Source organism: Pseudomonas sp. BIGb0558 (genome assembly GCF_024807515.1).
GTDB lineage: Bacteria > Pseudomonadota > Gammaproteobacteria > Pseudomonadales > Pseudomonadaceae > Aquipseudomonas > Aquipseudomonas yamanorum_A.
The window spans coordinates 24,233-47,687 of sequence record NZ_JANUEW010000041.1 but is presented as its reverse complement, the minus strand read 5'-3'; the positions used below and the strand labels follow the sequence as shown (position 1 = coordinate 47,687).

Genomic DNA, 23,455 nt, shown 5'->3' with positions numbered 1-23,455 from the left:
ACGGGGCAGGGACGCCCCGTCGCGGCGGCCCGCGGAGCAAGCCCGGAGTGAGGGAACACCGAGCCTAGGCGAGGTGCCGACAGGCGGGGCAGAGCCCTTTGCTTACTTTGGGGCTTTTCCAAAGTGAGTCGCTGTAAGAGCGAAACCATAGGCGGCCGTTACCTAAATAACGGATATACACACCCCCCCTAGCTCAACAAAACAACCCCACCAGGCAACTCCGTACACTTAGCCCCATAAGCATCGCGAATCAAAAGCGCCACCCCCGCCAGCTGGTTCAAACTGAACCGCGCCTGCACCCGCCGCTTGCCCAACTGCGCATTCATTAACAGCAACATCCCCGGCCGATAGCGATTAATCTCATCCACCACCGTCGCCAACGTCGCGTTATCAAACACCAACACCTGCTCCCGCCAAGCCACCACCGCCTGCGTATCCACCGCCACCGGCTCACCTACACCGCTGGCGTCATACGTCACCTGCCGCCCGCTTTCAAGCCGAACCGTACGCCCACCCACCGCCACCGCCACCGCACCGTCGATACACGTCACACACACACTGTGATCCGTATTACGCACATTGAACCGCGCCTGCGCCGTACTCAACCACCCACCGCCCGCCTGAACCCGAAGCGGCATCGCCACATTGGCCAACACCTCAACCTCCCCCTCCAACAACTCAATCCCATCATCACGCCGGCTGATCCGCGTCTGGGTATTGAGCTCCAGCCGAACACCGTCACTCAACTCAACCCGCCGCTGCTCCCCGACCTCCGTGCGGTAATCCGCCGTCAACCCGGCAAACCCACCCGGCACGGTCACTCGCACCATCAACACCGCCGCCGACGCCGCAATCGCCCCACCCAAAAACGCCCGCCGCCCAAAATGCCGCGGACGGGAAAACTGCTCAGCAGCGGGAGCCAATTGCCGCCACAACACCTTGGCCTGCTCGAACGCCCGGGCATGGTCCGGACTCTGGGCGCACCACTGGCGCAACGCCTTGGCATCCGCGACGGTGGCCCGGCCCGACGTCAGCAGCACCAGCCAATCACGCGCTTCATCGTGCAGGGGGCTGTCTGGCGTATTCCGGGCAGCGGAGAAGTTAAAAATGTTCAAGCGCGCAGGTACTCAACGGATTATCAGGGACTCAATCACTAAGACGGTTTTCCGGCCCCGGGACCGAACCGCTGGATCACTTTTCTTTCAAGGCGCTGCGCGCAGTGGCCCAGCCCGGCCTTGATTTCCTTTTCGACCATGCGCGTGGAAATCCCGAAACGCCGGGAGATTTCCAGGTGCGGCGCCTCTTCCAGGCGCGCGGCGATAAGGATCTGGCGCCGCCGCGCCGGCAGTTCGTAGAGGGCTTTGAGCAGGGACTGGATTTCGCGCTGGCCACCCACCACCCGCGACGGGTCCTGGGCTTCATCCACCGTCTGCAGCAGCTCTTCGACCTCGCTGCCGGTCAGCAACCGGGCGTCCGCCTGGCGCCGGTCGGCGGCGATGTTCAGGGCCATGCGGTAGAGGTAGGCATTCGGTTGCGCCAGGTTCGGCGGCATGTCCATGCGGTCGACCCGCAGGTAGGTTTCGTGCAGCACGTCGTTGGCCAGGTCCTCCGAGCCCAGGCGCTTGCGCAGGCGCACCTTGAAGTCCTCGTAGGACGCCAGGAACAGGCTGACCATCGTGCTGTGGCCGGTGTCTTTCATGCCCCAAAAACTCCTTCCCCTGCTGTGCATTCCATGCGTGTTCCTGTTGAGTCGGGCATCAAAAGTAAGGTCACCGGCAAGCGCAGTGAACTGGGCGCCGGGCGTTCGACACGCGCAGCACTCAGGCCAAGTACCAGCGCTTCGTCACGCTGCAGGTCTCCGGTGGAGCTGACCAGGCGGCTGTGTTCGATCACGCCGTTGCGGTTGACCCACACCTGCACCAGCGCCCGGAAACTGCCGGGGCGGGTCAATGGCGAACGGCACAAACTGCGTTCGATCGCCTGCTGCAAGGCCGTGGCATAGCTGTTGTTGATCCGTGCTGCATTGCCTGCCTTCAGCCCTCGGGGCTCTGCCGATCGGCTGACCTCGGGGACTTGCAGGGTGAACGCATCGCTGCGGGCATAACGCGCCATCAAGCCACTCCCTGTCAGCAGCAGCCCCAAGGCTTGCTGCGCACTGTAGCGGCCATGTACGCCGATGGAACGCCGGCCCCGGGTCAACTCGCGATCCACCAGCACCGCCATGCCCGTGGCATGGCTGAACGCTTGCAGGGCGCTGTCCAGGTTCTGCGCGGGCAGGTCCAGGATCACCTCGGCGCGCACGGCCTGCGCCAGCCCCACCAGCAGAGCCAGGCAGCAGCCCGCGTGCCTCCAAGCGCTCCTGCTCAGCATCGCAACACGTCCGACATAGCCTACAAAACCGTCATCCTGAGGCCAGTTTATGAACCTGATGTTACGGTGCCAGCAAAAAAAACATCACGGTGACGGGCAGCCCGCTGCACTACACTTTTGCGCCATACCGGCCCATTTCCCAGGGCCCGCCAGGAGGCACCGATGAACCTGTTCCCAACCCTCGCCAGCCTGTTGCTGTGTGCAGCCCTGCCGCTGATGGCCCACGCCGAAGGCCCCCCCGGCGGCTGCGCCGAGGTCAATGTGGATGGCTACAAGGCGCCGGACTATGGCTGCCTCAGCCAACAGATGGGCAACAACCCCGACGCCGCCAAGGCGACGCAGAAGAACCAGCAAGCGCAACAAGTGCCCATCGACAAGCGCAAGCCAAACCAGATCGGGCTTTCTACGCCGGCGGCGACCAGCGTGCGCATGGGCAATACCTTTGGTACTTCGGTGAAACCCCAGCGGCCTTGATCGCCGCTTGTCCCCCCCTGCGTACCCACTCGAAAAAAAGCCATTGTGTTATCGCGACAGCCGATGTTATGTTTCTAACAGACATTAAAAATACGACATTCGAGTAACATCAATGACCGGTAGCCGCGAAAGTGTCATGGATAAAAACAGCTTCCAGCGCACGCTGGAGCAGCAGTTCCCGACGCTGACTCCCACCGGCAAGCGCATCGCCACCTACCTGCTGGCCAACCTGCAACAGTTGCCGTTCGAAACCGCCGACAGCATTGCCCACCAGGCCGGCACCACCGGGATTTCGGTGGGGCGCTTCTTGCGCACCCTGGGCTATCGCAACCTCGATGACGTGAAACAAGGCCTGCGTGGCGACCCGCAAGCGTCCTGGCTGATCACCGACCGCCTCGGCGCGTTTCGCCAGGAGAACGATCAGGAAGACGCCCTCGACCGTTCCCTCAACCGCGAGATCGAAGCGATCCAGCACGTCTACGGCCTGGCCCGCAGCCAGGGTTTCGCCGACATCGTGCAGCACATCGTCGACGCCGACGCGGTGTTCATCCTCGGTATCCAGTCCACCCGGGGCATCCTCAATGCGTTCCACAGTCACCTGGAATACATTCGCCCCAAGGTCTATTACGTCGATGGCCTGTCGGGGATCTACGCCGAGACGTTGAACTCCGGCTTTGAAAAACCCTACGCCATCACGGCAGACTTTCGCGCCTATTCCAGCATCACCCCGACTTTCTGCGAAACCGCGAATGCCCATGGCCTGCCCCTGGCGCTGATCACCGATTTGCAATGCCCCTGGGCCCGGGACTACGACCTGGACCTGCTGCAACTGAAAACCGATGTCGGCCAGTTCTGGGACTCCATGGCGCCGCTGACGTGCCTGTTCAACCTGATGGTGTCTGCCGTCGCCGACCAGTATGGCGAGCGCCTGGACGCCCGCCTGGCGAAAAACCGCGCCCTGCAACAGGCCTTCGGCCAGTTTGAATCCTGACCCTACAAAGGAAATGTTTGAGTGAATACCAGCCCATTGGTAGAAATCGCCCCACCGGAATACCCGGTGCAGGTCGACCTGATCTACGCCAGTGCCGACAACCTGGCAGGCACCGTGATCTACCGCAACGCCCGCTGCCTGCTGCACACCGAAGCGGCCGCCTGCCTGCGCAAGGCCAGCCTTCTGGCGCGCCAGGCCGGCATGACCTTGCTGATCTACGACGCCTATCGCCCCGCCTACGCCCAGCAACTGTTGTGGCAAGCGCTGCCCGACCCGGACTACGTGCGCGACCCGCGCCTGGGCTCGCACCACACCCGCGGCGTGGCCGTCGACCTGACCCTGATTGATGAACACGGCACACCCCTGGACATGGGCACGGCCTTCGACGCCATGGAGCCCAAGTCCCACCAGTTCTATCCCGACCTGCCGCCACAGGTGCAGCGCAATCGCCTGCTGCTGTTGGGCATCATGCTCGGCGCCGGATTCAAGGCGATTGCCACCGAGTGGTGGCATTACGAATTGCCGGATGCCGAACTTTTCCCATTAATTGAGGAGTCCCACTGAACCAAGGAACGTACCATCACAATAATTAGCAGCGCCCTTTAGCTCCAACTGCCCGGTTATAGATTTCATAAAAAAAAACCAACCCGCTTTTTCCTCTAAATAATCAAGGAAACCGGCATGACCCCAAGCAACCGCAAGACCCTCGCACTCTCCCTGTTGTGCGCCGCCCTGAGCCTGGGCGCGTGGCAATCGGCAAGTGCCGCCGCGCCCAAAGACACCCTGATGATCGGCAAGGCGGCCGACCCGCAAACCCTCGACCCGGCCGTGACCATCGACAATAACGATTGGGCGGTGACGTACCCGGCGTACCAGAAACTGGTGGCCTACAAAGTCGAAAACGGCAAGGGCAGCACCGACGTCAAGGGCGACCTGGCCGACAGCTGGACCACCTCGGCCGACGGCCTGGTGTGGGACTTCAAGCTCAAGCCCGGCAACAAGTTCGATGACGGCGCCGACGTCGACGCCAATGCGGTGAAGTTCTCCTTCGACCGTGTGATGCAGCTCAAGCAAGGCCCGTCCGGCGCGTTCCCGGATGACATGAAAGTCACCGTGGTCGACCCGCTGACCGTGCGTTTCACCCTGACCAAACCTTACGCGCCCTTCCTCTACACCCTCGCCCACAACGGCGCCGGCATCATCAACCCGGACGTGGTGAAACAGGGTGACGTCAACGCCTACCTCTCCACCCACACCGCCGGCTCCGGCGCGTTCCGCCTGACCAACTGGCAGAAGGGCCAGAGCCTGACCCTGGAACCCAACACCTACTACGCAGGCCCCAAGCCCGCGCTGAACAAGGTGGTGATCAAGATCATCAGCGAAGCCTCTGTACGCCGCCTGCAACTGGAACGCGGTGACCTGGACATCGCCGAAGACATGCCCCAGGACCAGCTCACCAACCTGGCCAAAAAGAAAGACGTGGTGATCAAGGAGTTCCCGTCGCTGCGGGTGACCTACCTGTACCTGAACAACCAGAAAGCCCCGCTGAACAACCAGAACGCCCGCCAGGCAATCGTTGATGCGGTGGACTACAAAGGCATCGTCGACGGCATCCTCAAGGGCCAGGCCAAGCTGATGAACGGGCCGATTCCTGCCGGCATGTGGGCCAACGACCCGAGCCTGCCGATGATGAAACAGGACCTGGACGGCGCCGGCGCCAACCTGAAGAAACTCCCGGAAAAAATCACCAACCTGAACTACATGTACTCCGACAAGGACCCGGACTGGGAATCCATCGGCCTGACCCTGCAAGCCAGCCTGGCGCCGCTGGGGATCAACCTGAAGATGGAAAAACTGGCCAACGCCACCATGCGTGAGCGCCTGGGCAAGGGTGACTTCGACGTGTCGATCGGCTCGTGGGCGCCGGACTTCTCCGACCCCTACATGTACATGAACTTCTGGTTCGATTCGTCCCTGCAAGGGCTGCCGGGCAACCGTTCGTTCTACAGCAACCCGGTGGTGGACAAGCTGATCCGCGATGCAGCGGCCAACAACGACACGGCCAAGCGCACCGAGCTGTACCAGGAAGCCCAGAAGATCGTGCTCAAGGACAGCGTGTACGCCTACCTGTACCAGAAGAACTACACCCTGCCGATGCGTGATTCGGTGAAGGGGTACGTGTTCCACCCGATGCTGGAACAGGTGTTCAACGTGGCTGAGATCAGCAAATAGAAACTGCTGAGGCGCAACGGTGGTTGCGCCTGGCCCTTTCTATGTGGCGAGGAAGCTTGCTCCCGCTGGGCTGCGAAGCGGCCCCAAAAAAGCCAAGGCCGCTTCGCGCCCCAGCGGGAGCAAGCTCCCTCGCCACTACAAGCCTGCTTAACACCCGAGGTGCCTCATGGCCTTCCTGAATATGTTGCGCAAACGCCTGTTCGGCCTGATTCTGGTCGTCGTCGGCGTTTCGCTGATTACCTTTTGCATCTCCCACCTGATCCCGGGTGACCCGGCGCGCCTGATTGCCGGCGACCGGGCCAGCGACGCCATCGTCGAGAACATCCGCCATCAACTCGGCCTCGACCTGCCGCTGTACCAGCAATATGGCCGCTACATGAGCGACCTGCTGCACGGCGACCTCGGCACCTCGATCCGCACCAGCCGCCCGGTGCTTGAAGACCTGAAAGCCTTCTTCCCCGCGACCCTGGAACTGGCGGTGGCCGCCCTGCTGCTCTCGGTGCTGGTGGGTGTGCCCCTTGGCGTGCTGTCAGCGGTCTACCACAACCGCGCCATCGACCAGATCGCCCGAACGCTGGCGGTCACCGGTATTTCCACTCCGGCCTTCTGGCTAGGGCTGGGCTTGATCGTGTTGTTCTACGGCCAGCTCGGCTGGCTGCCCGGCAGCGGTCGGCTGGACGAGGGCCTCGAGCCGCCGCGCACCATCACCGGGTTCTACCTGATCGACTCGCTGCTGGCCGGCGATATCCCGCTGTTCCTCAACGCCCTGCAGCACCTGATCCTGCCCGCCGTCACCCTGGGGTTCGTCAACCTCGGCGTGGTCGCCCGGCAGATCCGCTCGGCGATGCTTGACCAGTTGGGCGAGGACTACATCCGCACCGCCCGCGCCTACGGTTTGTCGCGCTGGGCGGTGATCCTGCGTCACGCCCTGCCCAACGCGCTGATTCCGTCGATCACCGTGCTCGGCCTGACCCTCGGCGACCTGCTCTACGGCGCCGTGCTGACAGAAACCGTGTTCGCCTGGCCGGGCATGGGCGCCTATGTGGTGAAGTCGATCCAGTCCCTGGATTTCCCGGCGGTGATGGGCTTCGCGATCATGGTGTCGTTTATTTATGTACTGCTGAACATGCTGATCGACCTGCTCTACCGCGTGGTCGACCCGCGCATCGGCGAGGTGAATTGAGATGACCGCACCCGTGACAATGCCCGTACCGGTGCCCCTGGAGCAGCGCCCCACCTGGCGCGCGCGAATGGAATACCTGGGCTATCAAATACGCCGCAGCCCGCTGACCATTGCCGGCCTGACCATCACCCTGATCGTGCTGATCTGCATGGCTTTCGCGCCGTGGCTGGCCAGCCATGATCCCAATGCCCTCAACCTGGCCCAACGCCTGGCCGAGCCTTCGGCCGAACACTGGTTTGGCACCGATGAAGTCGGCCGCGACCTGTTCAGCCGGGTGCTGTACGGCAGCCGCCAGTCGGTGGGCGTCGGCCTGTTCGTGGCGTTTTCATCCTGCCTGGTGGGCGGGTTGCTGGGCTGTCTGTCGGGGATTATCGGCGGGCGGTTCGACAGCCTGATCATGCGCCTGATGGACATCATGCTGTCGGTGCCGTCCCTGGTGCTGATCATGGCCCTGGCCGCAGCCCTTGGCCCGAGCCTGTTCAACGCGATGCTGGCGATCACCGTGGTGCGCATTCCGTTCTATGTGCGCCTGGCTCGCGGCCAGGCCCTGAGCATTCGGCAGATGGGCTACGTCAAGGCGTCCCAGACCTTCGGCGCCGGGCGCTGGCACATCGTGTCATGGCACGTGGGCCGCAACGCCATGCCGCCATTGCTGGTGCAACTGAGCCTGGACATCGGCAGCGCGATCCTGATGGCCTCGGCCCTGGGTTTCATCGGCCTCGGTGCGCAACAGCCCACCGCCGAATGGGGCGCGATGGTCGCCACCGGGCGCAATTTCATCCTCGATAACTGGTGGTATTCCACCTTCCCGGGGCTGGCGATCCTGGTCACCGCCACCGGTTTCAACCTGCTGGGTGACGGTGTTCGTGACCTGCTCGACCCACGGCAACAGGGGAAATGACCATGTCCAGCCCGGCAGTGCTTGCCATCGACAACCTGAGCCTGGAGTTCCCGGCTTACCGCAATAACGTCCAGGCCCTCAACGGCGTGTCCTTGCACGTCAACCCCGGCGAAGTCGTCGGCGTGGTGGGTGAGTCCGGTTCCGGCAAATCCGTCACCGCGATGCTCAGCCTGCGCCTGCTGCCGGAGCGCAGTTACCGGATCACCGCCGGCAGCCTGCAGATGCTCGGCCGCGACATGCTGGCTGCGAGCGAGAAAGAGCTGTTGCAGATTCGCGGGCGTGACGCGGCGATGATCTTCCAGGAGCCAATGACCGCGTTGAACCCGACCCGGCGCATCGGCCGGCAGATGCTCGACGTGATCATCCATCACCAGCGCCTGAGCAAGGCCGACGCCCGCGCCAAGGCCATCGCCCTGCTGCGGGACATGCACATCGCCGACCCCGAACAGGTGCTCGACAGCTACCCCTTCGAACTCTCCGGCGGCATGCGCCAGCGGGTGATGATCGCCCTGGCGTTCTCCTGCGACCCGCAGCTGCTGATCGCCGACGAACCCACCACCGCCCTCGACGTCACCGTGCAACGCCAGGTGCTGTTGCTGCTGCGGGAAAAAGCCCGGGAACGCGGCACCGCGATTTTGCTGATCACCCATGACATGGCCGTGGTCTCGCAGTTCTGCGACCGGGTCTACGTGATGTACACCGGCGCCGTGGTGGAAGAAGGCCCCACTGCCCAAGTCATGAGCGACCCGCGCCACCCCTACACCCAGGGCCTGCTCAGCGGTTTGCCGGAACAGGTGAAACCCGGCGACGACCTGCTGACCATCCCCGGCCAGGTGCCCAACCTGGCCGCCCTGCCCTCAGGCTGCACCTTTCGCGAACGCTGCCCTCAGGCCATGAGCCAATGCACCACGCGCCCGCGCCTGGATCTGATCAACCCTGCCGGCACCCGCAAAAGTGCGTGCTGGCTGACTGCCGGGGAGTCGGTGTAATGACAGTGTCCCAGGATTCACTGCTGGCCCTGCGAGATGTACGGGTCAAATTCCCGGTAAAAACCGACTGGCTGGGCCGCCCGCGTGGTTACGCCCACGCCCTCAACGGCATCGACCTGCAAGTGCGCCGAGGGGAAACCCTGGGCATTGTCGGCGAGTCCGGCTGTGGCAAAAGCACCCTCGCCCAACTGCTGATGGGCCTGGTCAAGCCCAGCGATGGCGAAGTCGACTGGGTCTACGAAAGTGCCCGGGAACGCCACCGCCACGTACAGATCGTGTTCCAGGACCCGCAATCGTCCCTCGACCCGCGCCTGCCCATCTGGAAAATCATTACCGAACCGCTGTACGCCCTCGGCGACACGCCCAAGAGCGAAATGCGCACCATCGCCGCCAAAGTCGCCGCCCAAGTGGGCATCCGCGCCGAATACCTGGACCGCTACCCGCACCAGTTCTCCGGGGGCCAACGGCAACGCATCGCCATCGCCCGCGCCCTGGCGTCCAACCCGAGCATCCTGGTGCTGGACGAACCCACCTCGGCGCTGGACATCTCGGTGCAGGCGCAGATCCTCAACCTGCTGGCGGAGCTGCAACGGCGGCTGGGGCTGACCTATATCCTGATCTCCCACAACGTTTCCGTGGTGCGGCACATGGCCGACCGGGTGGCGGTGATGTACCTGGGGCAGATTGTGGAGCTGGGGTGTGCCGAGCAGGTGCTGGAACAGCCGAAGCATCCGTATACCCAGCTGCTATTGGAAGCGGTGCCCAAGCTTGGGGTGGCGCTGGATGATGCCTACGTCAGTGCGCCGACGGAGCTGCCGGGGAACCGGGTGTTGCCGGCCGGGTGTTTCTTTCTCGACCGCTGCCCTAGGCGCACCAAAGGGTGTGAGCGGCCGCAGCGGTTGACGGGGGGGATGAGTCAGCAGGTGCGGTGTCATCTGGAGCATCCGTGAGGCCTTGAGTCGAACGTGGCCTCTGCCTGGGCGGCAGAGGTTTCCTCCATCGGCAATGCTTCAGCGCTCGACCAGTAAGGTCCTTGGCAATACAAACCCTTCAAAGCTGCGCTGAGTGATCGGGTTGTTGGCCTTTTCCGCGCTGACCCGATACCGCATGACCCCGTCCGCCACCATGAATGTCAGGTCAACACTGGTGGGCGTGCGACCGTTGAGCTGGCCACGACTCAGCAACCGGAACAATGACCAAGGCCCCCGCTGGCCAAGAGTGGCGGTGTTTCCGGTGGTGTGGACCAACGTCAATTGGCTGCCACTGACGCTGCCCAACGTGTTGGGCCAGACCAGGCCGGTGCGTTGGAGCGGCCCGTGGCTGTAGGGGATCATCTGCCCGTCGACACTCAGCACACTGCTCAAGCGCGTATCCCCCCATGACCTCTCGCTGAGGGCAATCCGTCCTACAAGAAAAAACGCAATTTCCGACAGACCTTCCTTAAAACCGCCACTCCCCCATCTATTAACGAGCCAGCACCAAAAAAATGCGCTATTCCCTACAACACGGTGCCCATAACGCCGCTGTACGGAACCAATACACGACACCAGCAGATCGCTACGCCGTGCGCTGCAACCCCCCACACGAACGGCGAAAGGAGGACGCATGACACAGGACGTCATGAACCAGAAAACCCACCCTAAATCAGTCGACAGACAATCAGGCGAGCGCCTGCGAACGCTGCTCCACGAATGCAGCATTTCCCCTATGGCGTTTTCCGAGTTTCTAAACGTCAGCCCCCAGTGCCTGAATAATTGGTTTATGCGCGGCATCCCCAAGCGACGTATCGCCGAGATTGCAGGGCTTCTGAGTGTCAATGATGTGTGGCTGGCAACAGGCGCAGTTCCAGCCTTGATCGTGGCCAATCAGAAACAAAAATGTAGCACTCGGTAACACCCGGCCCCATTGCAGTGCACCTTCACCGCAACGGGGTCCCGCTTCCTCCCGCCCCTGCGGCCCCCGCACCCCATGGCGCAATTCGTGCATCTGTCGCCACTCCCCTACCACCTGAATTCCCCATGCGCCCCAAGGAACTGAAACTCTGGACCTCCGGTGTCGCCCACCTGCTGGACCTGCCCGCCGGCCACCCTCGGCTCTCGGGCTTGAGCCACTGGTTGCGGCAGATCTGCCCGGTGGATCATTTCGTTCTGTTTGTCTACGAAGGCAATCACCGGCCACTGGCGATGTTCGATACCTTCTGCGCCGACAAGCGCGGGGTGTATGTCGATGACTACCAGTGCGGCCCGTACCTGCTGGACCCGTTCTACCTCGCCTGCACCCGCGGGCAGGCGCCGGGGCTGTGGCGGTTGCGGCAGTTTGCACCGGACCACTTTTACCTCGGCGAGTATTACCTGACCTATTACCAGCAAACCGGGCTGGCGGAAGAAGTAGCGTTTTTTGTCGACCTCGGCGGCGGCGCCACGGCGGTGTTGTCGCTGATGCGCTCCACCGCCAGTTGCGCGTTCAGTCGCGACGAGATGCAGTTGATCGAATGCGCCCAGGCGGTGGTGGAACAAGTGATCAACGAGGCCTGGCGCCTGCGCCAGGCACAGCAGCCGCGACCGGCCCAGGACCTGGACTTCAAGATCCGCGAAGCCTTCGATCAGTTCGGTGCCCACATCCTCACCGGGCGCGAACAGGAGATCGTGCAGCTGTTGTTGCGCGGGCACTCCAGCGCTTCGGTGGCGGAGCAGCTGAGCATCAGCCCGGGCACGGTGAAGATTCACCGCAAGAACATCTACGCCAAGCTCGGCATCGGCAGCCAGTCGGAACTGCTTGGCCTGTTTATCCGCGACCTCACCGGCCAGGAACTGGTGGCCGTGGCCTGATGCCTGAAAGCGACTCTATCCCCCAAGGGATATATACAGCGTAAAACCCCGATTGCTAGTTTGGCCCTCGACGCAATGAGTCATCACTGCACATCGAGGAAGCCGGACCGTGAACGACACTTCGCCAAGCGACATCGAATTCTGCAACGTGGTCAAACGCTACGGCGAGGTGCAGGCCGTCAATGGCCTGGATTTCTCGGTGCGGCGTGGCTCGTTCCACTCCTTCCTCGGCGGCTCGGGCTGCGGCAAGACCACCACCCTGCGCATGATCGCCGGCTTCGAGCAGCCCACCAGCGGCGAGGTGCGCCTGGCCGGCAAAAACGTCGCCGGGGTGCCCGCCTTCGAGCGCCCGGTGAACATGGTGTTCCAGCATTACGCGCTGTTCCCGCACCTCAGCGTGGCGCAGAACATTGCCTATGGCCTGCGCTATCGCACCCCGCGCCCCGACAAGAAAACCCAGGCACGCATGGCCGATGAAGCCCTGGAGATGGTGCGCCTGAGCGGCTTCGGCCAACGCAAGCCCAGCGAACTGTCCGGCGGCCAGCAGCAGCGTGTGGCCCTGGCCCGGGCGCTGGTGAACAAGCCTACGGTGTTACTGCTGGATGAGCCCCTGGCCGCCCTGGACCGCAAGCTGCGCAAGGAGATGCAATCGGAACTGCTGCGCTTGCAGCGTGAAGTCGGCATCACCTTCGTGCTGGTGACCCATGACCAGGAAGAAGCGCTGTCGATGAGCGACAGCATCAGCGTGATGCACAACGGTTCGATCATCCAGACCGCCACCCCGGAACAACTCTACGAGACGCCGGCCAGCCGTTACGTCGCCGACTTTATCGGCGAGTCCAACCTGTTCAACGGCACCGTGCGCCGCCTGCAGGGCAACTCGGTGGTGTTGCGCACCGCCCAGGGCCTGGAGCTGACCAGCCCGCTCACCCCCACCGGCAAAAGCCTGAATGCGGATGCCGAAGGCTGCATCGCGGTGCGCCCGGAGCTGATCAGCATTGCCGGCGCCAGCGCCGACCTGGCCCGGGAAGTCACACTGCCGGGTTGCGTCGAAGACCGCATCTACCTGGGCAACTCCACCGAATACCGCGTGCGCACCCAAGCCTTTGGCGTGGTCTGCGTGCGAGTGCCACGCCAGCAGGATCAAGGCCCGCAGGCGTTCGAACACGGCGCAGCGGTCAGCGTCGGCTGGGATCACGCCAATGGGTTGGCCATGGCGTTGTAAATCACCTTTTATCCAACGAATGTGGAGCGTGTCATGGACCAGAAGACCTTTCTCAAAACCCTGCGCAGCTGGCAGAACGGTTCCATCAGCCGTCGTGAGTTCCTTGGCCGTACCGGGCTGGGGCTGGCCGCCGCGGTGGTCGCCACGAACATGCCGGGGCTGCTGACCTCCACCGCCGAGGCCGCCGAACAGGCCAAGCTCGGTGATCGCCTGTCCCTGGCCACCTGGCCCAATTACCACAGCCAGGAAAACCTCGACAATTTCGCCAAGGCCACCGGCGCACGGGTGTCCATGAGTGTGTTCGGCTCCAACGAAGAAATGCTCGCCAAACTGCAGGCCGGCGGCAGCGGCTGGGACGTGCTGGTGCCCACCAACTACACCATCAGCACCTATGTGGGCCTGGGTTTGATCGAACCGCTGGACCTGTCGCGCATCCCCAATTTCGATGCCTCGGACTTCCAGCAGAAATTCATCGCCCAGGGCACGGTGGACGGCAAGGTGTATGCGGTGCCGAAAAACTGGGGCACCACCGGCATGTGCTACGACACCGAAAAGCTCAAGAACGGCCCCACCAGCTGGAAGCAATTCTGGGACATGGCCCAGGGCCCGGCCAGTGGGCGCACGATGGTCCACGACTACCAGTTGACCGCCATCGGCAACGCCCTGAAGAGCTTCGGCTACAGCTTCAACTCGCTGGACCCCAAAGAGCTGGCCGATGCTGAAAAACTGCTGATCCAGGTCAAGCCGCATTTGTTCGCGATCAACTCCGACATCCAGCCCTCGATGCGCAGCGGTGATGCCTGGCTGGCGATGTCCTGGACCGGCGACGCCTCGCAGTTGCACCGCGACCTGCCGCAGATGCACTTTGAGTTGGGCAAGGAAGGCGGCGAATTGTGGAGCGACTTCTTCGCGATTCCCAAGAGCTCGGAGCACAAGGACGCAGCCTATGCCTTCATCAACTACCTGCTGGACCCGCAGCACAACAAGCTGGAAGTGTTGAGCCATGGCTACCCGAGCGGTGACAAGCGGGTGGACGCGTTGTTGCCGGTGGCGATGCTCGACGATCCGATCATGTACCCGGCCGCCGAGGCGTTGAGCCCGCTGGAATTTGGCGCGGCGGCGACGCTGACCAGCCCGGCCCGGGCCGAGTTGATGGCGCGATTCAAGTCCGCCTGATCACCCAGCCATGGCCACTGAGGAGTCACCCATGAACGCCGCCACTCACCCTTCCACGGTGACCGCCCTGCCCCTTGCCGCCCGCCAGCGGCGCAACCTGGGCCGGCGTATCACCCTGCTGATGCTGTTGCCGTCGACCCTGTGGTTCCTGCTGCTGTTGTTGATGCCGCTGGTGATCATCCTGGTCTTCAGCTTCGGCGACCGCAGTGCCGTAGGCGGCTACGCGGGTGGCTTCACCCTGGCCAACTACCTGAACCTCGGTTCACGGGCCGCGGCCTTCGGCAACACGCTGATGCTGGCGCCACTGGGTACGCTGGTGTGCCTGGTGGCGGCCTATCCGCTGGCGTACTTCCTGGCGGTCAAGGTCAGCAAGAACCGCTCGCTGCTGCTGACCCTGGTGATCGTGCCGTTCTGGACCAGCTTCCTGATCCGCACCTACGCCTGGATCTTCCTCCTCAGCGGCAAGGGCATCCCGGCCCTGCTGGCGAGCCTGGGCCTGGAAGATGTGCGGTTGATCAACACGCCCTGGGCGGTGCTGATCGGGATCGTCTACGGCTACCTGCCGCTGATGGTGTTCCCGATCTACGTCAGCCTGGAAAAACTCGACAAACGCCTGCTGGAAGCCTCGGCAGACCTGGGCGCCAGCGCCTTTGAAAGCTTTCGCCGGATCACCCTGCCGCTGTCCGCGCCGGGAATCATCACCGGGGTAATGCTGGTGTTCATCCTGTTGATGGGCGAGTTCCTGATCCCGGCCATCCTCGGCGGCGGCAAGGTGTTTTTTGTCGGCAATGCCCTGGTGGACCTGTTCCTGCAATCGCGTAACTGGCCGTTCGGCAGTGCGCTGGCGATGACCCTGGTGGCGATGATGCTGCTGATCATCGGCGTGTATTTGAAGCTGGTGGCACGCTACGGCGGCCGCCCTGCCGACGGAGGCTTGTGACATGTGGCTGCGCAGCTATTCGACTTCGCTGTACCTGTTTCTGTATGCGCCGATCGCCTTGATCGTGCTGTTCAGCTTCAATGCCGGGCGCAGTGGCCTGGCGTTCGAGTGCTGCTCGGTGCAGTGGTTCGGCCGGGCCTTTGGCAACCCGTTCATCATGGAAGCCCTCGGGCACAGTGCATTTATCGCCACGTGCTCGGCGTTGATCGCCACGCTGTTCGGCACCCTGGCGGTGTTCGGCTTGCAGCGTGCCGGGGCCAGGGTGCGCCTGCTGTTTGACGCCCTGACCTACTGCGCGATCATCGTGCCCGGCATCGTCATCGGTATCTCGACGTTGATCGCCTTCATCAGCCTCTTCGATGTGATCAACCCGCTGCTGGCGAGCTGGATGCCCAGCCTGCCGCGTTTGAACATGGGCTTCTTCACGGTGATCGCCGCCCACTCGCTGTTCACCATGGCGCTGGTGATGGTGATCGTGCGCAGCCGCGTCGACACTCTGGACAAGGCGCTGCTGGAGGCGTCTGCCGACCTGTATGCACCGCCGATGCAGACCTTCTGGCGGGTGACCCTGCCCCAGATCAGCCCGGCAATCATGGCCGGCTTCCTGCTGGCGTTCACCTTCAGCTTCGACGATTTCATCATCGCGTTCTTCGTCGCAGGCTCGGAGACCACCTTGCCGATCTACATCTTTTCCTCGATCCGGCGTGGGGTCACACCGGAGATCAATGCAGTCTCGACGGTGATCATCTGCCTGTCGCTGGCCTTGCTGTTTACGTCTCGCCACCTGCAAAACCGCCGTATCCAGGAGCCTCACCATGCGTGATCAACTTTATATCAATGGCGAGTGGGTCAGCCCGGACCTGGGCGGCTACCTCGACGTGATCGACCCGGCCACCGAGCAGGCCTTCGCACGCGTGGCCGCCAGCACCGAAGAAGACATCGACCACGCCGTGCGCGCCGCCCGCCGCGCCTTCGACAATGGCTGGAGCCAGACCAGCGGCGCCGAGCGCGGCCAGTGGCTCGACGCCCTGGCGGATGAGCTGGAACACGCGCAGCCGGCGTTGGCGGAACTGGAAGTGCGCGACAACGGCAAGCCCTTGCCCGAAGCCCAATGGGACGTGGGCGATGCGATTGGCTGCTTTCGCTATTACGCCGGCCTGGCCCGGGAGCTGGACCAGCGCCAGGACCAGCCACTGGCGCTGCCTGACGCGCGCTTTCGTTGCCGTATTCGCCACGAGGCGATTGGCGTGGCCGGGCAAATCATTCCCTGGAACTACCCACTGCTGATGGCCGCGTGGAAGGTCGCGCCGGCCCTGGCGGCCGGTGCCACCGTCGTGTTGAAACCTTCTGAGCTGACGCCCCTGACCGCCCTGGAACTGGCCGCAGCCGCCGACCGTATCGGCCTGCCCGCCGGGGTGTTGAACGTAGTCACCGGCCTGGGCCAGGACGCCGGCAGCCCACTGACCGAACACCCCGGCGTCGACAAACTGGCCTTCACCGGCAGCGTGCCCACCGGGGCAAAAATCATGGCGGCGGCGGCCCGCGACATCAAGAACATCAGCCTGGAACTGGGCGGTAAATCGGCGTTCATTGTGTTCGACGATGCCGATGTTGAAGCCGCCGTGGAATGGATTCTGTTCGGGATTTTCTGGAACCAGGGCCAGGTGTGCAGCGCCACTTCACGCTTGCTGGTGCAGGAAACCATCGCCTCGCGCCTGATCGAACGGCTGGTGGAAGAAACCCGCAAGATCACCATCGGTTCGGGCATGGAGCCGGGCGTATTGCTGGGGCCGCTGGTCAGCCAGGGGCAGCATGAAAAGGTCCTGGGTTTTATCGACCAGGGCCTGGCCAGCGGCGCCCGCCTGCTGACCGGAGGCCGGCGCCCGGCGCATCTGGAGCGTGGGTATTTCATCGAGCCTGCAATCTTTGACGAGCCGGCGCTCAACAGCATCCTCTGGCGCGAAGAAGTGTTTGGGCCGGTGCTGTGCGTCAAGCGGTTCAAGACTGAAGAGCAGGCCCTGCAGATGGCGAATGCCAGCCGCTTCGGTTTGGCAGCCGCGGTGATGAGCGCCGACCTCGCACGCACGGCGCGGGTTGCCAATCAACTGCGGGCGGGGATCGTGTGGGTCAACTGCTCGCAACCGACCTTCGTCGAGGCGCCGTGGGGCGGGATGAAGCACAGCGGGATAGGGCGTGAACTGGGGGAATGGGGCTTGCACAATTACCTGGAGGTCAAGCAGGTGACGGAGTACATCAGTGGGGAGCCGTGGGGCTGGTACCTGAATTGAAACGGTTTGCAGGATTATCAGAGAGATGGGGTCGCGTATTTAACAAGATTTTCATATCCGCAAGGCTATGATCTGCCACCTCGTTGGGGAGTAGCCTGCTTCGGATTCTCGAAGCGTTCGTATCAACATTCTCGGCAACATGCCGTGGTGCGAACACCATTTTGGTTGGTGAGACCAGCGACACATCCATGCCTGAAGTCGGGCGTGTGGTTGTGTCGTTGACTCATATAGCCCGACTGGAAGCCTTACCGTGAACCCCATTTCCCTGATTCTTCTCGCCCTGGCCATGTCCACGGACGCCTTTGCGGCAGCCATCGGCAAAGGCTCCAGCCTGCACAAACCACGCTTGACCGAAGCCCTGCGGGCCGGCCTGATCTTTGGTGTGATTGAAGCCATCACGCCGATTATCGGCTGGGCCATCGGCCAGGCTGCCACCCGCTGGGTGGAACAGTGGGACCACTGGATCGCCTTCACCCTGCTGGTCGCCCTGGGCCTGCACATGATCTACAACGGCCTGAAGGCGGATGATCCTGAGGAAGAGAAACCGACCCAGCACTCGTTCATGATCCTTGCAGTCACCGCGTTTGCCACCAGCATTGATGCCCTGGCCGTGGGTGTGGGCCTGGCATTTGTCGATGTGAATATCCTGGTGGCCGCGGCGGCTATCGGTCTCGCGACGATGACCATGGTGACTATCGGCATGATGCTCGGCCGGGTGCTGGGCACGGTGGTGGGCAAGCGCGCCGAGATGGTCGGCGGCGTGGTGTTGATGCTGGTGGGTGCGACGATTTTGTATGAGCACCTGTCGGCCTGATCAACCCATACCAAAATGTGGGAGCTGGCTTGCCTGCGATGGCGATGTATCAGTCGACATCATTGTTGACTGACACTCCGTTATCGCAGGCAAGCCAGCTCCCACACTGGATCTACTGCAACTTATCGAGCGTAACTCAGGCTGCGTGTTTTTCTTTCTTCAGGCTGTCGATGTCGATCACAAACCGATACTTAACATCGCCCTCGAGCATGCGCTCGTAGGTAACTCTTGGCCATTTCGTTCACCTGTGCGTTCAGACGGTTGAAGTCAGTTGACCCGCATAGACGCTGAACCGTTCAACCGAGCACGTCCATACAATCTGCAGGGCAGCCCGGCCCCTAAGCTGGCGACTTTTCGATCACGCTGAAAAGTGCTGGAGAATGGGCATGTGCAAGAAAGTCACGACGATATCCCTGGCCTTGACGCTGCTGGGCGCGCAGATGATGGGCAGCGCGTGGGCGGCAACACCGAATGTGGCCGTGGCGCCGCAGTACGACACCAGTCACGTCTACGTCGCCCCGGCCGACGTGGACCGCTTTGCCCAGAGTTTTCTCGCCACCTTCGGCGGAAAAAGCACGCCCCAGGTGGTGGTGAATGTACTGCCGGTGCCCAGCAGCACCACCTCGCAACTGCTGCAGACGCCGGCGGGCACGGTGTCGCTGTTCGGCTTCACCACACCCGTCCCGCACCCGTTCGGCCAGGAGCGCAACGGCTACCTGGTCAAGGACATGGACGCGGCGCTCAAGGCGGCCCGCGCCAACGGAGCGGCGGTGATCGTGAGTGATTTTCCTGACCCCATCGGCCGTGATGCCGTGATCCAGTGGCCGGGCGGTGTCAACATGCAGCTCTACTGGCACACCAAGACCCCGGGTTACGCGGCGTTCCAGACCGTGCCGGAAAACCGGGTGTATGTCTCCAGCGATCGCGCCGACACCTTCATCAAGTCCTTCGTCGGGTTTTCCCACGGCAAGGTCCTGGCCGATGACAAGCATGCGCCAGGGGTCGATATCGGCCAGGCCAGTGGCAGCTACCGCCGCGTGGACATCGAGTCGCCGTTCGGGCGCATGGCCGTTTTGGTCACCAACGGCCAACTGCCCTACCCCTTCGGCCATGAAACCACCGGCTATCAAGTGGCCGACCTGACCGACACCCTGGGTAAAGCCACTGGCTCCGGTGCCCGGGTGCTGGTCCCGGCGTTTGACACCAAGGGCCGGCGCAGCGCGCTGGTGGAGTTCCCGGGCGGTTACGTCGCGGAGATTCACCAGCTCAGCGGGGCAAGATGATCCGCCGCACAGGCTGGGGCCTCGCAGTGCTGTGGCCGCTGCTGGCTGGCGGCGTCCACGCTGACGACCAACCGACGCGCCCGGCGATCAAGGCCAACCGCTGGCAGGAAGACTGGTCGATGCTCAAGGACCCGGCGCTGCGTACGCAGCCGCTGGACAACCTCAAGTACATCCCGCTGTCCGCTGCCAACCCGTTCACCTACCTGTCCCTGGGCGCGACCTTGCGTGAGCGCTTCGAGATGAACGACGCCAGCGGCTTCGGTGTGAAAAACGTAGCCCGCGACCGGTACCTGATCCAGCGGTTCCAGGTGCATGCCGACCTGCACCTGAATGAAAACTGGCGCGTGTTCACCCAGTTGGAAGATGCCCGGGCCTATGACAAAACCTCAATCGGTGGCGCCGACCAGAACCGCGTCGACCTGCGCCTGGCCTTTGCCGAATACATCAACACCTTCAGTGCCGGCACGTTCAAGGGCCGTGTGGGCCGGCAGGACTTCGCCTTCGACTTGCAGCGTTTCATCTCGTCGCGGGACGGGCCGAATGTGCGCCAGTCCTTTGATGCCCTGTGGGCCGACTGGGAAACCCGTGACTGGCGTTTTATCGGGATCGCCAGCCACCCGGTGCAGTACCAGGACGAGCGGCACTTCGACGATAAATCCAACGCTGACATGCAGTTTCACATGCTGCGGGTGGAGCGGCTGGTGGGTGGCAAAAATGAGCTGTCGGCTTATTACGGGGTGTATGAACGCAGCGATGCCCACTATCTGGACGGCGACGGCGATGAGACTCGTCAGTTGTTCGACGCCCGGCTGGGGGGCGCGGCCCTGGGCTTCGATTGGGACATTGAAGCCATGCTGCAAGGTGGCTCGGTGGGCCACAAGGATATTCGCGCCTGGGGTGGCGGCAGCCGCGTGGGCTACACCTTCGACAGCCTGGCCTGGACACCGCGCCTGGGCCTGCAGATGGATATTGCCTCGGGCGACCGCCACGCCGGTGACGGCACGGTGGGTACGTTCAACCCGCTGTTCCCCAATGGCTACTACTTTTCCCTGGCGGGATATACGGGCTACAGCAACCTGATTCACGTCAAGCCGTCGATCACCGTCAAGCCTATCGCCAGGCTGAGCGTGCAGACCGCCGTCGGCCTGCTCTGGCGGCAAACCACCGCCGACGCGGTCTACACTCAGCCGAACCTCCCGGTTGCCGGCACCGCAGGCCAGGGTGAACGCTGGACCGGCGCCTACGCTCAAGTTCGCACCGATTACGTGTTTACCCCCAACCTCACCGGCGCCGTCGAGGCCGTGCACTACGCGGTCGGCCAGACGCTGCGGGATGCAGGCGGCCATGACAGCAATTACCTGGGGGTCGAACTCAAGTTCAGCTGGTAAACCCAACCAAGCACACCCGTACAAGCGCTGCAGGCGCCTGTTCGACAATAGTCAGCCTTTGCCTTCGTACTCACCCAAGGAGTTTCCATGAGCACATTCCTCACCAAAGACGGTACCGAAATCTACTTCAAGGACTGGGGCAGCGGTAAGCCCGTGCTGTTCAGCCACGGCTGGCCGCTGGACGCCGACATGTGGGAATACCAGATGGAATACCTGAGCAGCCGCGGCTACCGCACCATCGCCTTTGACCGACGTGGTTTTGGCCGCTCGGATCAGCCCTGGACCGGCAACGACTACGACACCTTCGCCGACGATATCGCCGAACTGATCAACCACCTGGACCTGCAGGACGTGACCCTGGTGGGCTTTTCCATGGGCGGTGGTGACGTCGCCCGCTACATCGCACGCCATGGCAGCGCGCGCGTGGCCGGCCTGGTGTTGCTGGGGGCGGTGACGCCGCTGTTCGGCCAGAAAGCCGACTACCCGCAAGGCGTTCCCACCGAGGTGTTTGACGGCATCAAGGCCGGCCTGCTGAAGGACCGCGCGCAATTCATTTCCGACTTCAACACGCCGTTCTTCGGCATCAACAAGGGCCAGAAAGTCTCCGACGGCGTACTGACCCAGACCTTGCAGATCGCCCTGCTCGCCTCGCTCAAGTCCACCGTGGATTGCGTTACTGCGTTCTCGGAAACCGACTTCCGCCCGGACATGGCCAAAATCGACGTACCGACCCTGGTCATCCACGGTGACGGCGACCAGATCGTGCCGTTCGAAACCACCGGCAAGGTGGCTGCCGAGATGATCAAGAACGCTGAATTGAAGGTGTACAAGGATGCACCACACGGCTTCGCGGTCACCCACGCCGAAGCCTTGAACGCAGACCTGCTGGCGTTCCTGAAGCGCTGAACCGATTGCATCACCTCCTTTTGGCCGGGCTTGCCCGGCCTTTTTTATTCAGGCCTGGCGCAGCACTCCGTCCCACTGCTGGTTGAGCGCCCATTTCCCGGGCCCGGCAATCAGGATGCTGGTGAAAATGATCAGCAGCAGCCAGCCAAACTGCCCTTCGAACAGTGTCCACTGCGGATGCACCACCAGCATCGCGATCAGCAGCACGCTCAAGATAGGCAAGCAGGCCAGGCGCACCAGCACCCCGGCGATGATCAACAGCGGGCACAGCACCTCGGCGAAAATCGCCAGCAGCAGTGTCACGCTCGCCCCCAGGTGGAAGGGATCTTCGATCACCTTCAACTGTTCGCCATAGTCCAGCAGCTTGGGCAGGCCATGGACCCACAGCAGGAACAATCCCCCGCTGACCCGCAAAAACAGCAGCCCGAAATCCCGTGCCCGTTCATCCCGTTGTGATGCGTTCATATGCAACCTGTCCCCGTGACGTCCACCGGCCTTTTTTACGCCGGAACCAGAGCCGATTGTGCGGCTACGCACGCCTCGGAAATTGCAGCGATGTGCTGACCTGGCAACTCACTCGCCCGTGCCGGCAAACCCCGCGACGATCTCGTCGATGACCACCCGCACCCGCGCGGTATGCCGCAGGTCGGCATGGGTCACCAGCCACACATCGTAGGGCAATGGCCGCGTACGCTCCGGCCACAGGCGTACGAGCCCGTCCCTCTCACCGGAAATCAGCGGAATTTCACCGATGCCCAGGCCCGCAGCGATGGACCGGCGCACCAGCAGGCTGGAACTCAAGGCCGCGACAATCCGCCCGCGCCCCAGCGGCTCAGACACCAGGGTCAGGTCTTTCTGGCTTTGCAGGTGCGGTTGGTACACCACCAGGTCGTGCCCTTCGAACAGGCTGCCCGGCTCCGGTGCGCCGTAGCGGTCGATATACGCCTGCGAGGCAAAGAGCCCCACCGGCCAGCGGGCGATGCGCCGGGCGATCAGGTCGGGGTTGTCCGGGCGGGTGTTGCGCACGGCGATGTCGGCTTCGCGTTTGGCCAGGTTAAGGAACTGGGTCGAAGCGTCCATCTGCACGCGCACGTCGGGGTGCGCGTCGTGCAGCCGGGCGATGGCCGGGATCAGGAAGTCGATGGCCAGGGAGTCGGTGGTGGTCACCCGCACCGTGCCGGTCAGGCGGTCGTCCAGGCCCTGGACCTGACGCTCCAGGTCGAGGGCCGAGCGCTCCATTCTCTCCACCGATTGCAAGGCGGCTTCACCCACCGCTGTGAGTGCATAGCCTTCGGAGGTGCGCAGGAACAACGTCGCGTTCAGGGACTTTTCCAAGGCATTGACCCGGCGGCCCACAGTGGCCTGGTCCACCCCCAGCACCCGCGCGGCACCGCGCAATGTGGATTCGCGGCACACCGCGAGGAACACCCGCGCATCGTCCCAGTTCATGGCTTCCCCTTGCGATGC

24 protein-coding genes, 1 pseudogene and 1 riboswitch are annotated in these 23,455 nt (G+C 63.1%); of the genes and pseudogenes, 19 read left to right on the top strand and 6 right to left on the bottom strand.

What is annotated here, in order from left to right:
- Positions 1-188: 188 nt before the first annotated feature.
- From M2400_RS28880 to M2400_RS28870, 3 genes are read right to left on the bottom strand one after another with little or no spacing between them, the layout of a single operon-like run.
- The gene (locus M2400_RS28880; RefSeq protein ID WP_177044095.1) at positions 189-1,115 is read right to left on the bottom strand and encodes a FecR family protein; all 927 of its coding nucleotides are present in this window, start codon (positions 1,113-1,115) and stop codon (positions 189-191) included.
- 38 nt (positions 1,116-1,153) lie between these two features.
- A complete protein-coding gene (locus M2400_RS28875; protein WP_177080031.1) occupies positions 1,154-1,699 on the bottom strand; it encodes an RNA polymerase sigma factor in 546 nt (181 codons plus the stop codon).
- Positions 1,696-2,370, bottom strand: coding sequence for a secretin and TonB N-terminal domain-containing protein (locus M2400_RS28870; protein WP_177134379.1), 675 nt, complete (start codon positions 2,368-2,370; stop codon positions 1,696-1,698). Before M2400_RS28870 ends, M2400_RS28875 begins: the two co-directional genes overlap by 4 nt.
- A 162-nt stretch (positions 2,371-2,532) precedes the next feature.
- Between M2400_RS28870 and M2400_RS28865 the strand changes: the two genes are divergently transcribed.
- From M2400_RS28865 to M2400_RS28830, 8 genes are all read left to right on the top strand, one after another.
- Entirely contained in the window at positions 2,533-2,844 is a 312-nt protein-coding gene (locus M2400_RS28865) for a hypothetical protein (protein ID WP_177044092.1), read from the top strand.
- Positions 2,845-2,980: 136 nt separating this feature from the next.
- Positions 2,981-3,835 carry a MurR/RpiR family transcriptional regulator gene (locus M2400_RS28860; protein ID WP_177044091.1) on the top strand — a complete coding sequence of 285 codons (855 nt, stop codon included), beginning with the start codon at positions 2,981-2,983 and terminating at the stop codon, positions 3,833-3,835.
- Between the two features lie 21 nt (positions 3,836-3,856).
- The gene (gene ddpX, locus M2400_RS28855; protein WP_177044090.1) at positions 3,857-4,399 is read left to right on the top strand and encodes a D-alanyl-D-alanine dipeptidase; all 543 of its coding nucleotides are present in this window, start codon (positions 3,857-3,859) and stop codon (positions 4,397-4,399) included.
- A 117-nt stretch (positions 4,400-4,516) separates the two neighbouring features.
- Positions 4,517-6,067: an ABC transporter substrate-binding protein gene (locus M2400_RS28850; RefSeq protein ID WP_177044089.1), complete on the top strand. Its 1,551-nt coding sequence runs from the start codon at positions 4,517-4,519 to the stop codon at positions 6,065-6,067.
- 166 nt (positions 6,068-6,233) lie between these two features.
- Entirely contained in the window at positions 6,234-7,250 is a 1,017-nt protein-coding gene (locus M2400_RS28845) for an ABC transporter permease (protein WP_177044088.1), read from the top strand.
- A gap of 19 nt (positions 7,251-7,269) precedes the next feature.
- The gene (ddpC, locus tag M2400_RS28840; RefSeq protein ID WP_032868129.1) at positions 7,270-8,151 is read left to right on the top strand and encodes a D,D-dipeptide ABC transporter permease; all 882 of its coding nucleotides are present in this window, start codon (positions 7,270-7,272) and stop codon (positions 8,149-8,151) included.
- Complete coding sequence (locus tag M2400_RS28835) at positions 8,148-9,140, top strand: ABC transporter ATP-binding protein (protein WP_177044086.1); 993 nt, start codon at positions 8,148-8,150, stop codon at positions 9,138-9,140. The genes ddpC and M2400_RS28835 overlap by 4 nt, the downstream gene beginning before the upstream one ends.
- Positions 9,140-10,090, top strand: coding sequence for an ABC transporter ATP-binding protein (locus M2400_RS28830; RefSeq protein WP_177044085.1), 951 nt, complete (start codon positions 9,140-9,142; stop codon positions 10,088-10,090). Before M2400_RS28835 ends, M2400_RS28830 begins: the two co-directional genes overlap by 1 nt.
- Before the next feature lie 60 nt (positions 10,091-10,150).
- Here the strand turns inward: M2400_RS28830 and M2400_RS28825 are convergent.
- A pseudogene (locus M2400_RS28825) lies at positions 10,151-10,501 on the bottom strand (type VI secretion IcmF C-terminal domain-containing protein); the annotation flags it as partial.
- 244 nt (positions 10,502-10,745) lie between these two features.
- Between M2400_RS28825 and M2400_RS28820 the strand changes: the two are divergent.
- The 11 genes from M2400_RS28820 to M2400_RS28770 all read left to right on the top strand — a co-directional run bounded on the left by M2400_RS28820 (position 10,746) and on the right by M2400_RS28770 (position 21,988).
- On the top strand, positions 10,746-11,033 hold the full coding sequence (locus M2400_RS28820) for a hypothetical protein (protein WP_177115651.1): 288 nt from the start codon (positions 10,746-10,748) through the stop codon (positions 11,031-11,033).
- A gap of 125 nt (positions 11,034-11,158) precedes the next feature.
- Positions 11,159-11,968, top strand: a complete 810-nt coding sequence (locus M2400_RS28815; protein ID WP_177044083.1) for a response regulator transcription factor — start codon at positions 11,159-11,161, stop codon at positions 11,966-11,968.
- Between the two features lie 109 nt (positions 11,969-12,077).
- A complete protein-coding gene (locus tag M2400_RS28810; protein ID WP_177044082.1) occupies positions 12,078-13,193 on the top strand; it encodes an ABC transporter ATP-binding protein in 1,116 nt (371 codons plus the stop codon).
- Between the two features lie 33 nt (positions 13,194-13,226).
- A complete protein-coding gene (locus M2400_RS28805) occupies positions 13,227-14,369 on the top strand; it encodes a PotD/PotF family extracellular solute-binding protein (protein WP_177044081.1) in 1,143 nt (380 codons plus the stop codon).
- A gap of 31 nt (positions 14,370-14,400) precedes the next feature.
- The gene (locus M2400_RS28800; protein WP_177044080.1) at positions 14,401-15,309 is read left to right on the top strand and encodes an ABC transporter permease; all 909 of its coding nucleotides are present in this window, start codon (positions 14,401-14,403) and stop codon (positions 15,307-15,309) included.
- Position 15,310: 1 nt separating this feature from the next.
- Positions 15,311-16,132 (top strand): ABC transporter permease, encoded by an 822-nt coding sequence (locus M2400_RS28795; protein WP_177121416.1) that lies wholly within the window; start codon positions 15,311-15,313, stop codon positions 16,130-16,132.
- Positions 16,125-17,597: an aldehyde dehydrogenase family protein gene (locus M2400_RS28790; protein WP_259200754.1), complete on the top strand. Its 1,473-nt coding sequence runs from the start codon at positions 16,125-16,127 to the stop codon at positions 17,595-17,597. Before M2400_RS28795 ends, M2400_RS28790 begins: the two co-directional genes overlap by 8 nt.
- 71 nt (positions 17,598-17,668) lie before the next feature.
- A riboswitch (yybP-ykoY riboswitch) is annotated at positions 17,669-17,837 on the top strand.
- Between the two features lie 10 nt (positions 17,838-17,847).
- Complete coding sequence (mntP, locus tag M2400_RS28785; RefSeq protein ID WP_177044077.1) at positions 17,848-18,411, top strand: manganese efflux pump MntP; 564 nt, start codon at positions 17,848-17,850, stop codon at positions 18,409-18,411.
- 386 nt (positions 18,412-18,797) lie between these two features.
- The gene (locus M2400_RS28780; protein ID WP_259200773.1) at positions 18,798-19,694 is read left to right on the top strand and encodes a glyoxalase; all 897 of its coding nucleotides are present in this window, start codon (positions 18,798-18,800) and stop codon (positions 19,692-19,694) included.
- A complete protein-coding gene (locus M2400_RS28775) occupies positions 19,691-21,082 on the top strand; it encodes an alginate export family protein (RefSeq protein WP_177044075.1) in 1,392 nt (463 codons plus the stop codon). Before M2400_RS28780 ends, M2400_RS28775 begins: the two co-directional genes overlap by 4 nt.
- Before the next feature lie 87 nt (positions 21,083-21,169).
- The gene (locus M2400_RS28770) at positions 21,170-21,988 is read left to right on the top strand and encodes an alpha/beta fold hydrolase (RefSeq protein ID WP_177080021.1); all 819 of its coding nucleotides are present in this window, start codon (positions 21,170-21,172) and stop codon (positions 21,986-21,988) included.
- 48 nt (positions 21,989-22,036) lie between these two features.
- Here the strand turns inward: M2400_RS28770 and M2400_RS28765 are convergent, their stop codons facing one another.
- Together M2400_RS28765 and M2400_RS28760 are read right to left on the bottom strand one after the other, a co-directional pair.
- Entirely contained in the window at positions 22,037-22,453 is a 417-nt protein-coding gene (locus tag M2400_RS28765) for a DoxX family protein (RefSeq protein WP_177115645.1), read from the bottom strand.
- A 108-nt stretch (positions 22,454-22,561) separates the two neighbouring features.
- A complete protein-coding gene (locus tag M2400_RS28760) occupies positions 22,562-23,437 on the bottom strand; it encodes a LysR family transcriptional regulator (RefSeq protein ID WP_177044072.1) in 876 nt (291 codons plus the stop codon).
- Positions 23,438-23,455: the final 18 nt, after the last annotated feature.

What these genes read in the sequence shown, in the direction of transcription:
- M2400_RS28875 (WP_177080031.1), bottom strand. Translation starts at nt 1,699, where the DNA reads ATGAAAGACACCGGCCACAGCACGATGGTCAGCCTGTTCCTGGCGTCC.
- M2400_RS28870 (WP_177134379.1), bottom strand. Translation starts at nt 2,370, where the DNA reads ATGCTGAGCAGGAGCGCTTGGAGGCACGCGGGCTGCTGCCTGGCTCTG.
- M2400_RS28865 (WP_177044092.1), top strand. Translation starts at nt 2,533, where the DNA reads ATGAACCTGTTCCCAACCCTCGCCAGCCTGTTGCTGTGTGCAGCCCTG.
- M2400_RS28860 (WP_177044091.1), top strand. Translation starts at nt 2,981, where the DNA reads ATGGATAAAAACAGCTTCCAGCGCACGCTGGAGCAGCAGTTCCCGACG.
- M2400_RS28850 (WP_177044089.1), top strand. Translation starts at nt 4,517, where the DNA reads ATGACCCCAAGCAACCGCAAGACCCTCGCACTCTCCCTGTTGTGCGCC.
- M2400_RS28845 (WP_177044088.1), top strand. Translation starts at nt 6,234, where the DNA reads ATGGCCTTCCTGAATATGTTGCGCAAACGCCTGTTCGGCCTGATTCTG.
- ddpC (WP_032868129.1), top strand. Translation starts at nt 7,270, where the DNA reads ATGCCCGTACCGGTGCCCCTGGAGCAGCGCCCCACCTGGCGCGCGCGA.
- M2400_RS28835 (WP_177044086.1), top strand. Translation starts at nt 8,148, where the DNA reads ATGACCATGTCCAGCCCGGCAGTGCTTGCCATCGACAACCTGAGCCTG.
- M2400_RS28830 (WP_177044085.1), top strand. Translation starts at nt 9,140, where the DNA reads ATGACAGTGTCCCAGGATTCACTGCTGGCCCTGCGAGATGTACGGGTC.
- M2400_RS28820 (WP_177115651.1), top strand. Translation starts at nt 10,746, where the DNA reads ATGACACAGGACGTCATGAACCAGAAAACCCACCCTAAATCAGTCGAC.
- M2400_RS28815 (WP_177044083.1), top strand. Translation starts at nt 11,159, where the DNA reads ATGCGCCCCAAGGAACTGAAACTCTGGACCTCCGGTGTCGCCCACCTG.
- M2400_RS28805 (WP_177044081.1), top strand. Translation starts at nt 13,227, where the DNA reads ATGGACCAGAAGACCTTTCTCAAAACCCTGCGCAGCTGGCAGAACGGT.
- M2400_RS28800 (WP_177044080.1), top strand. Translation starts at nt 14,401, where the DNA reads ATGAACGCCGCCACTCACCCTTCCACGGTGACCGCCCTGCCCCTTGCC.
- M2400_RS28795 (WP_177121416.1), top strand. Translation starts at nt 15,311, where the DNA reads ATGTGGCTGCGCAGCTATTCGACTTCGCTGTACCTGTTTCTGTATGCG.
- M2400_RS28790 (WP_259200754.1), top strand. Translation starts at nt 16,125, where the DNA reads ATGCGTGATCAACTTTATATCAATGGCGAGTGGGTCAGCCCGGACCTG.
- M2400_RS28780 (WP_259200773.1), top strand. Translation starts at nt 18,798, where the DNA reads ATGTGCAAGAAAGTCACGACGATATCCCTGGCCTTGACGCTGCTGGGC.
- M2400_RS28775 (WP_177044075.1), top strand. Translation starts at nt 19,691, where the DNA reads ATGATCCGCCGCACAGGCTGGGGCCTCGCAGTGCTGTGGCCGCTGCTG.
- M2400_RS28770 (WP_177080021.1), top strand. Translation starts at nt 21,170, where the DNA reads ATGAGCACATTCCTCACCAAAGACGGTACCGAAATCTACTTCAAGGAC.
- M2400_RS28765 (WP_177115645.1), bottom strand. Translation starts at nt 22,453, where the DNA reads ATGAACGCATCACAACGGGATGAACGGGCACGGGATTTCGGGCTGCTG.
- M2400_RS28760 (WP_177044072.1), bottom strand. Translation starts at nt 23,437, where the DNA reads ATGAACTGGGACGATGCGCGGGTGTTCCTCGCGGTGTGCCGCGAATCC.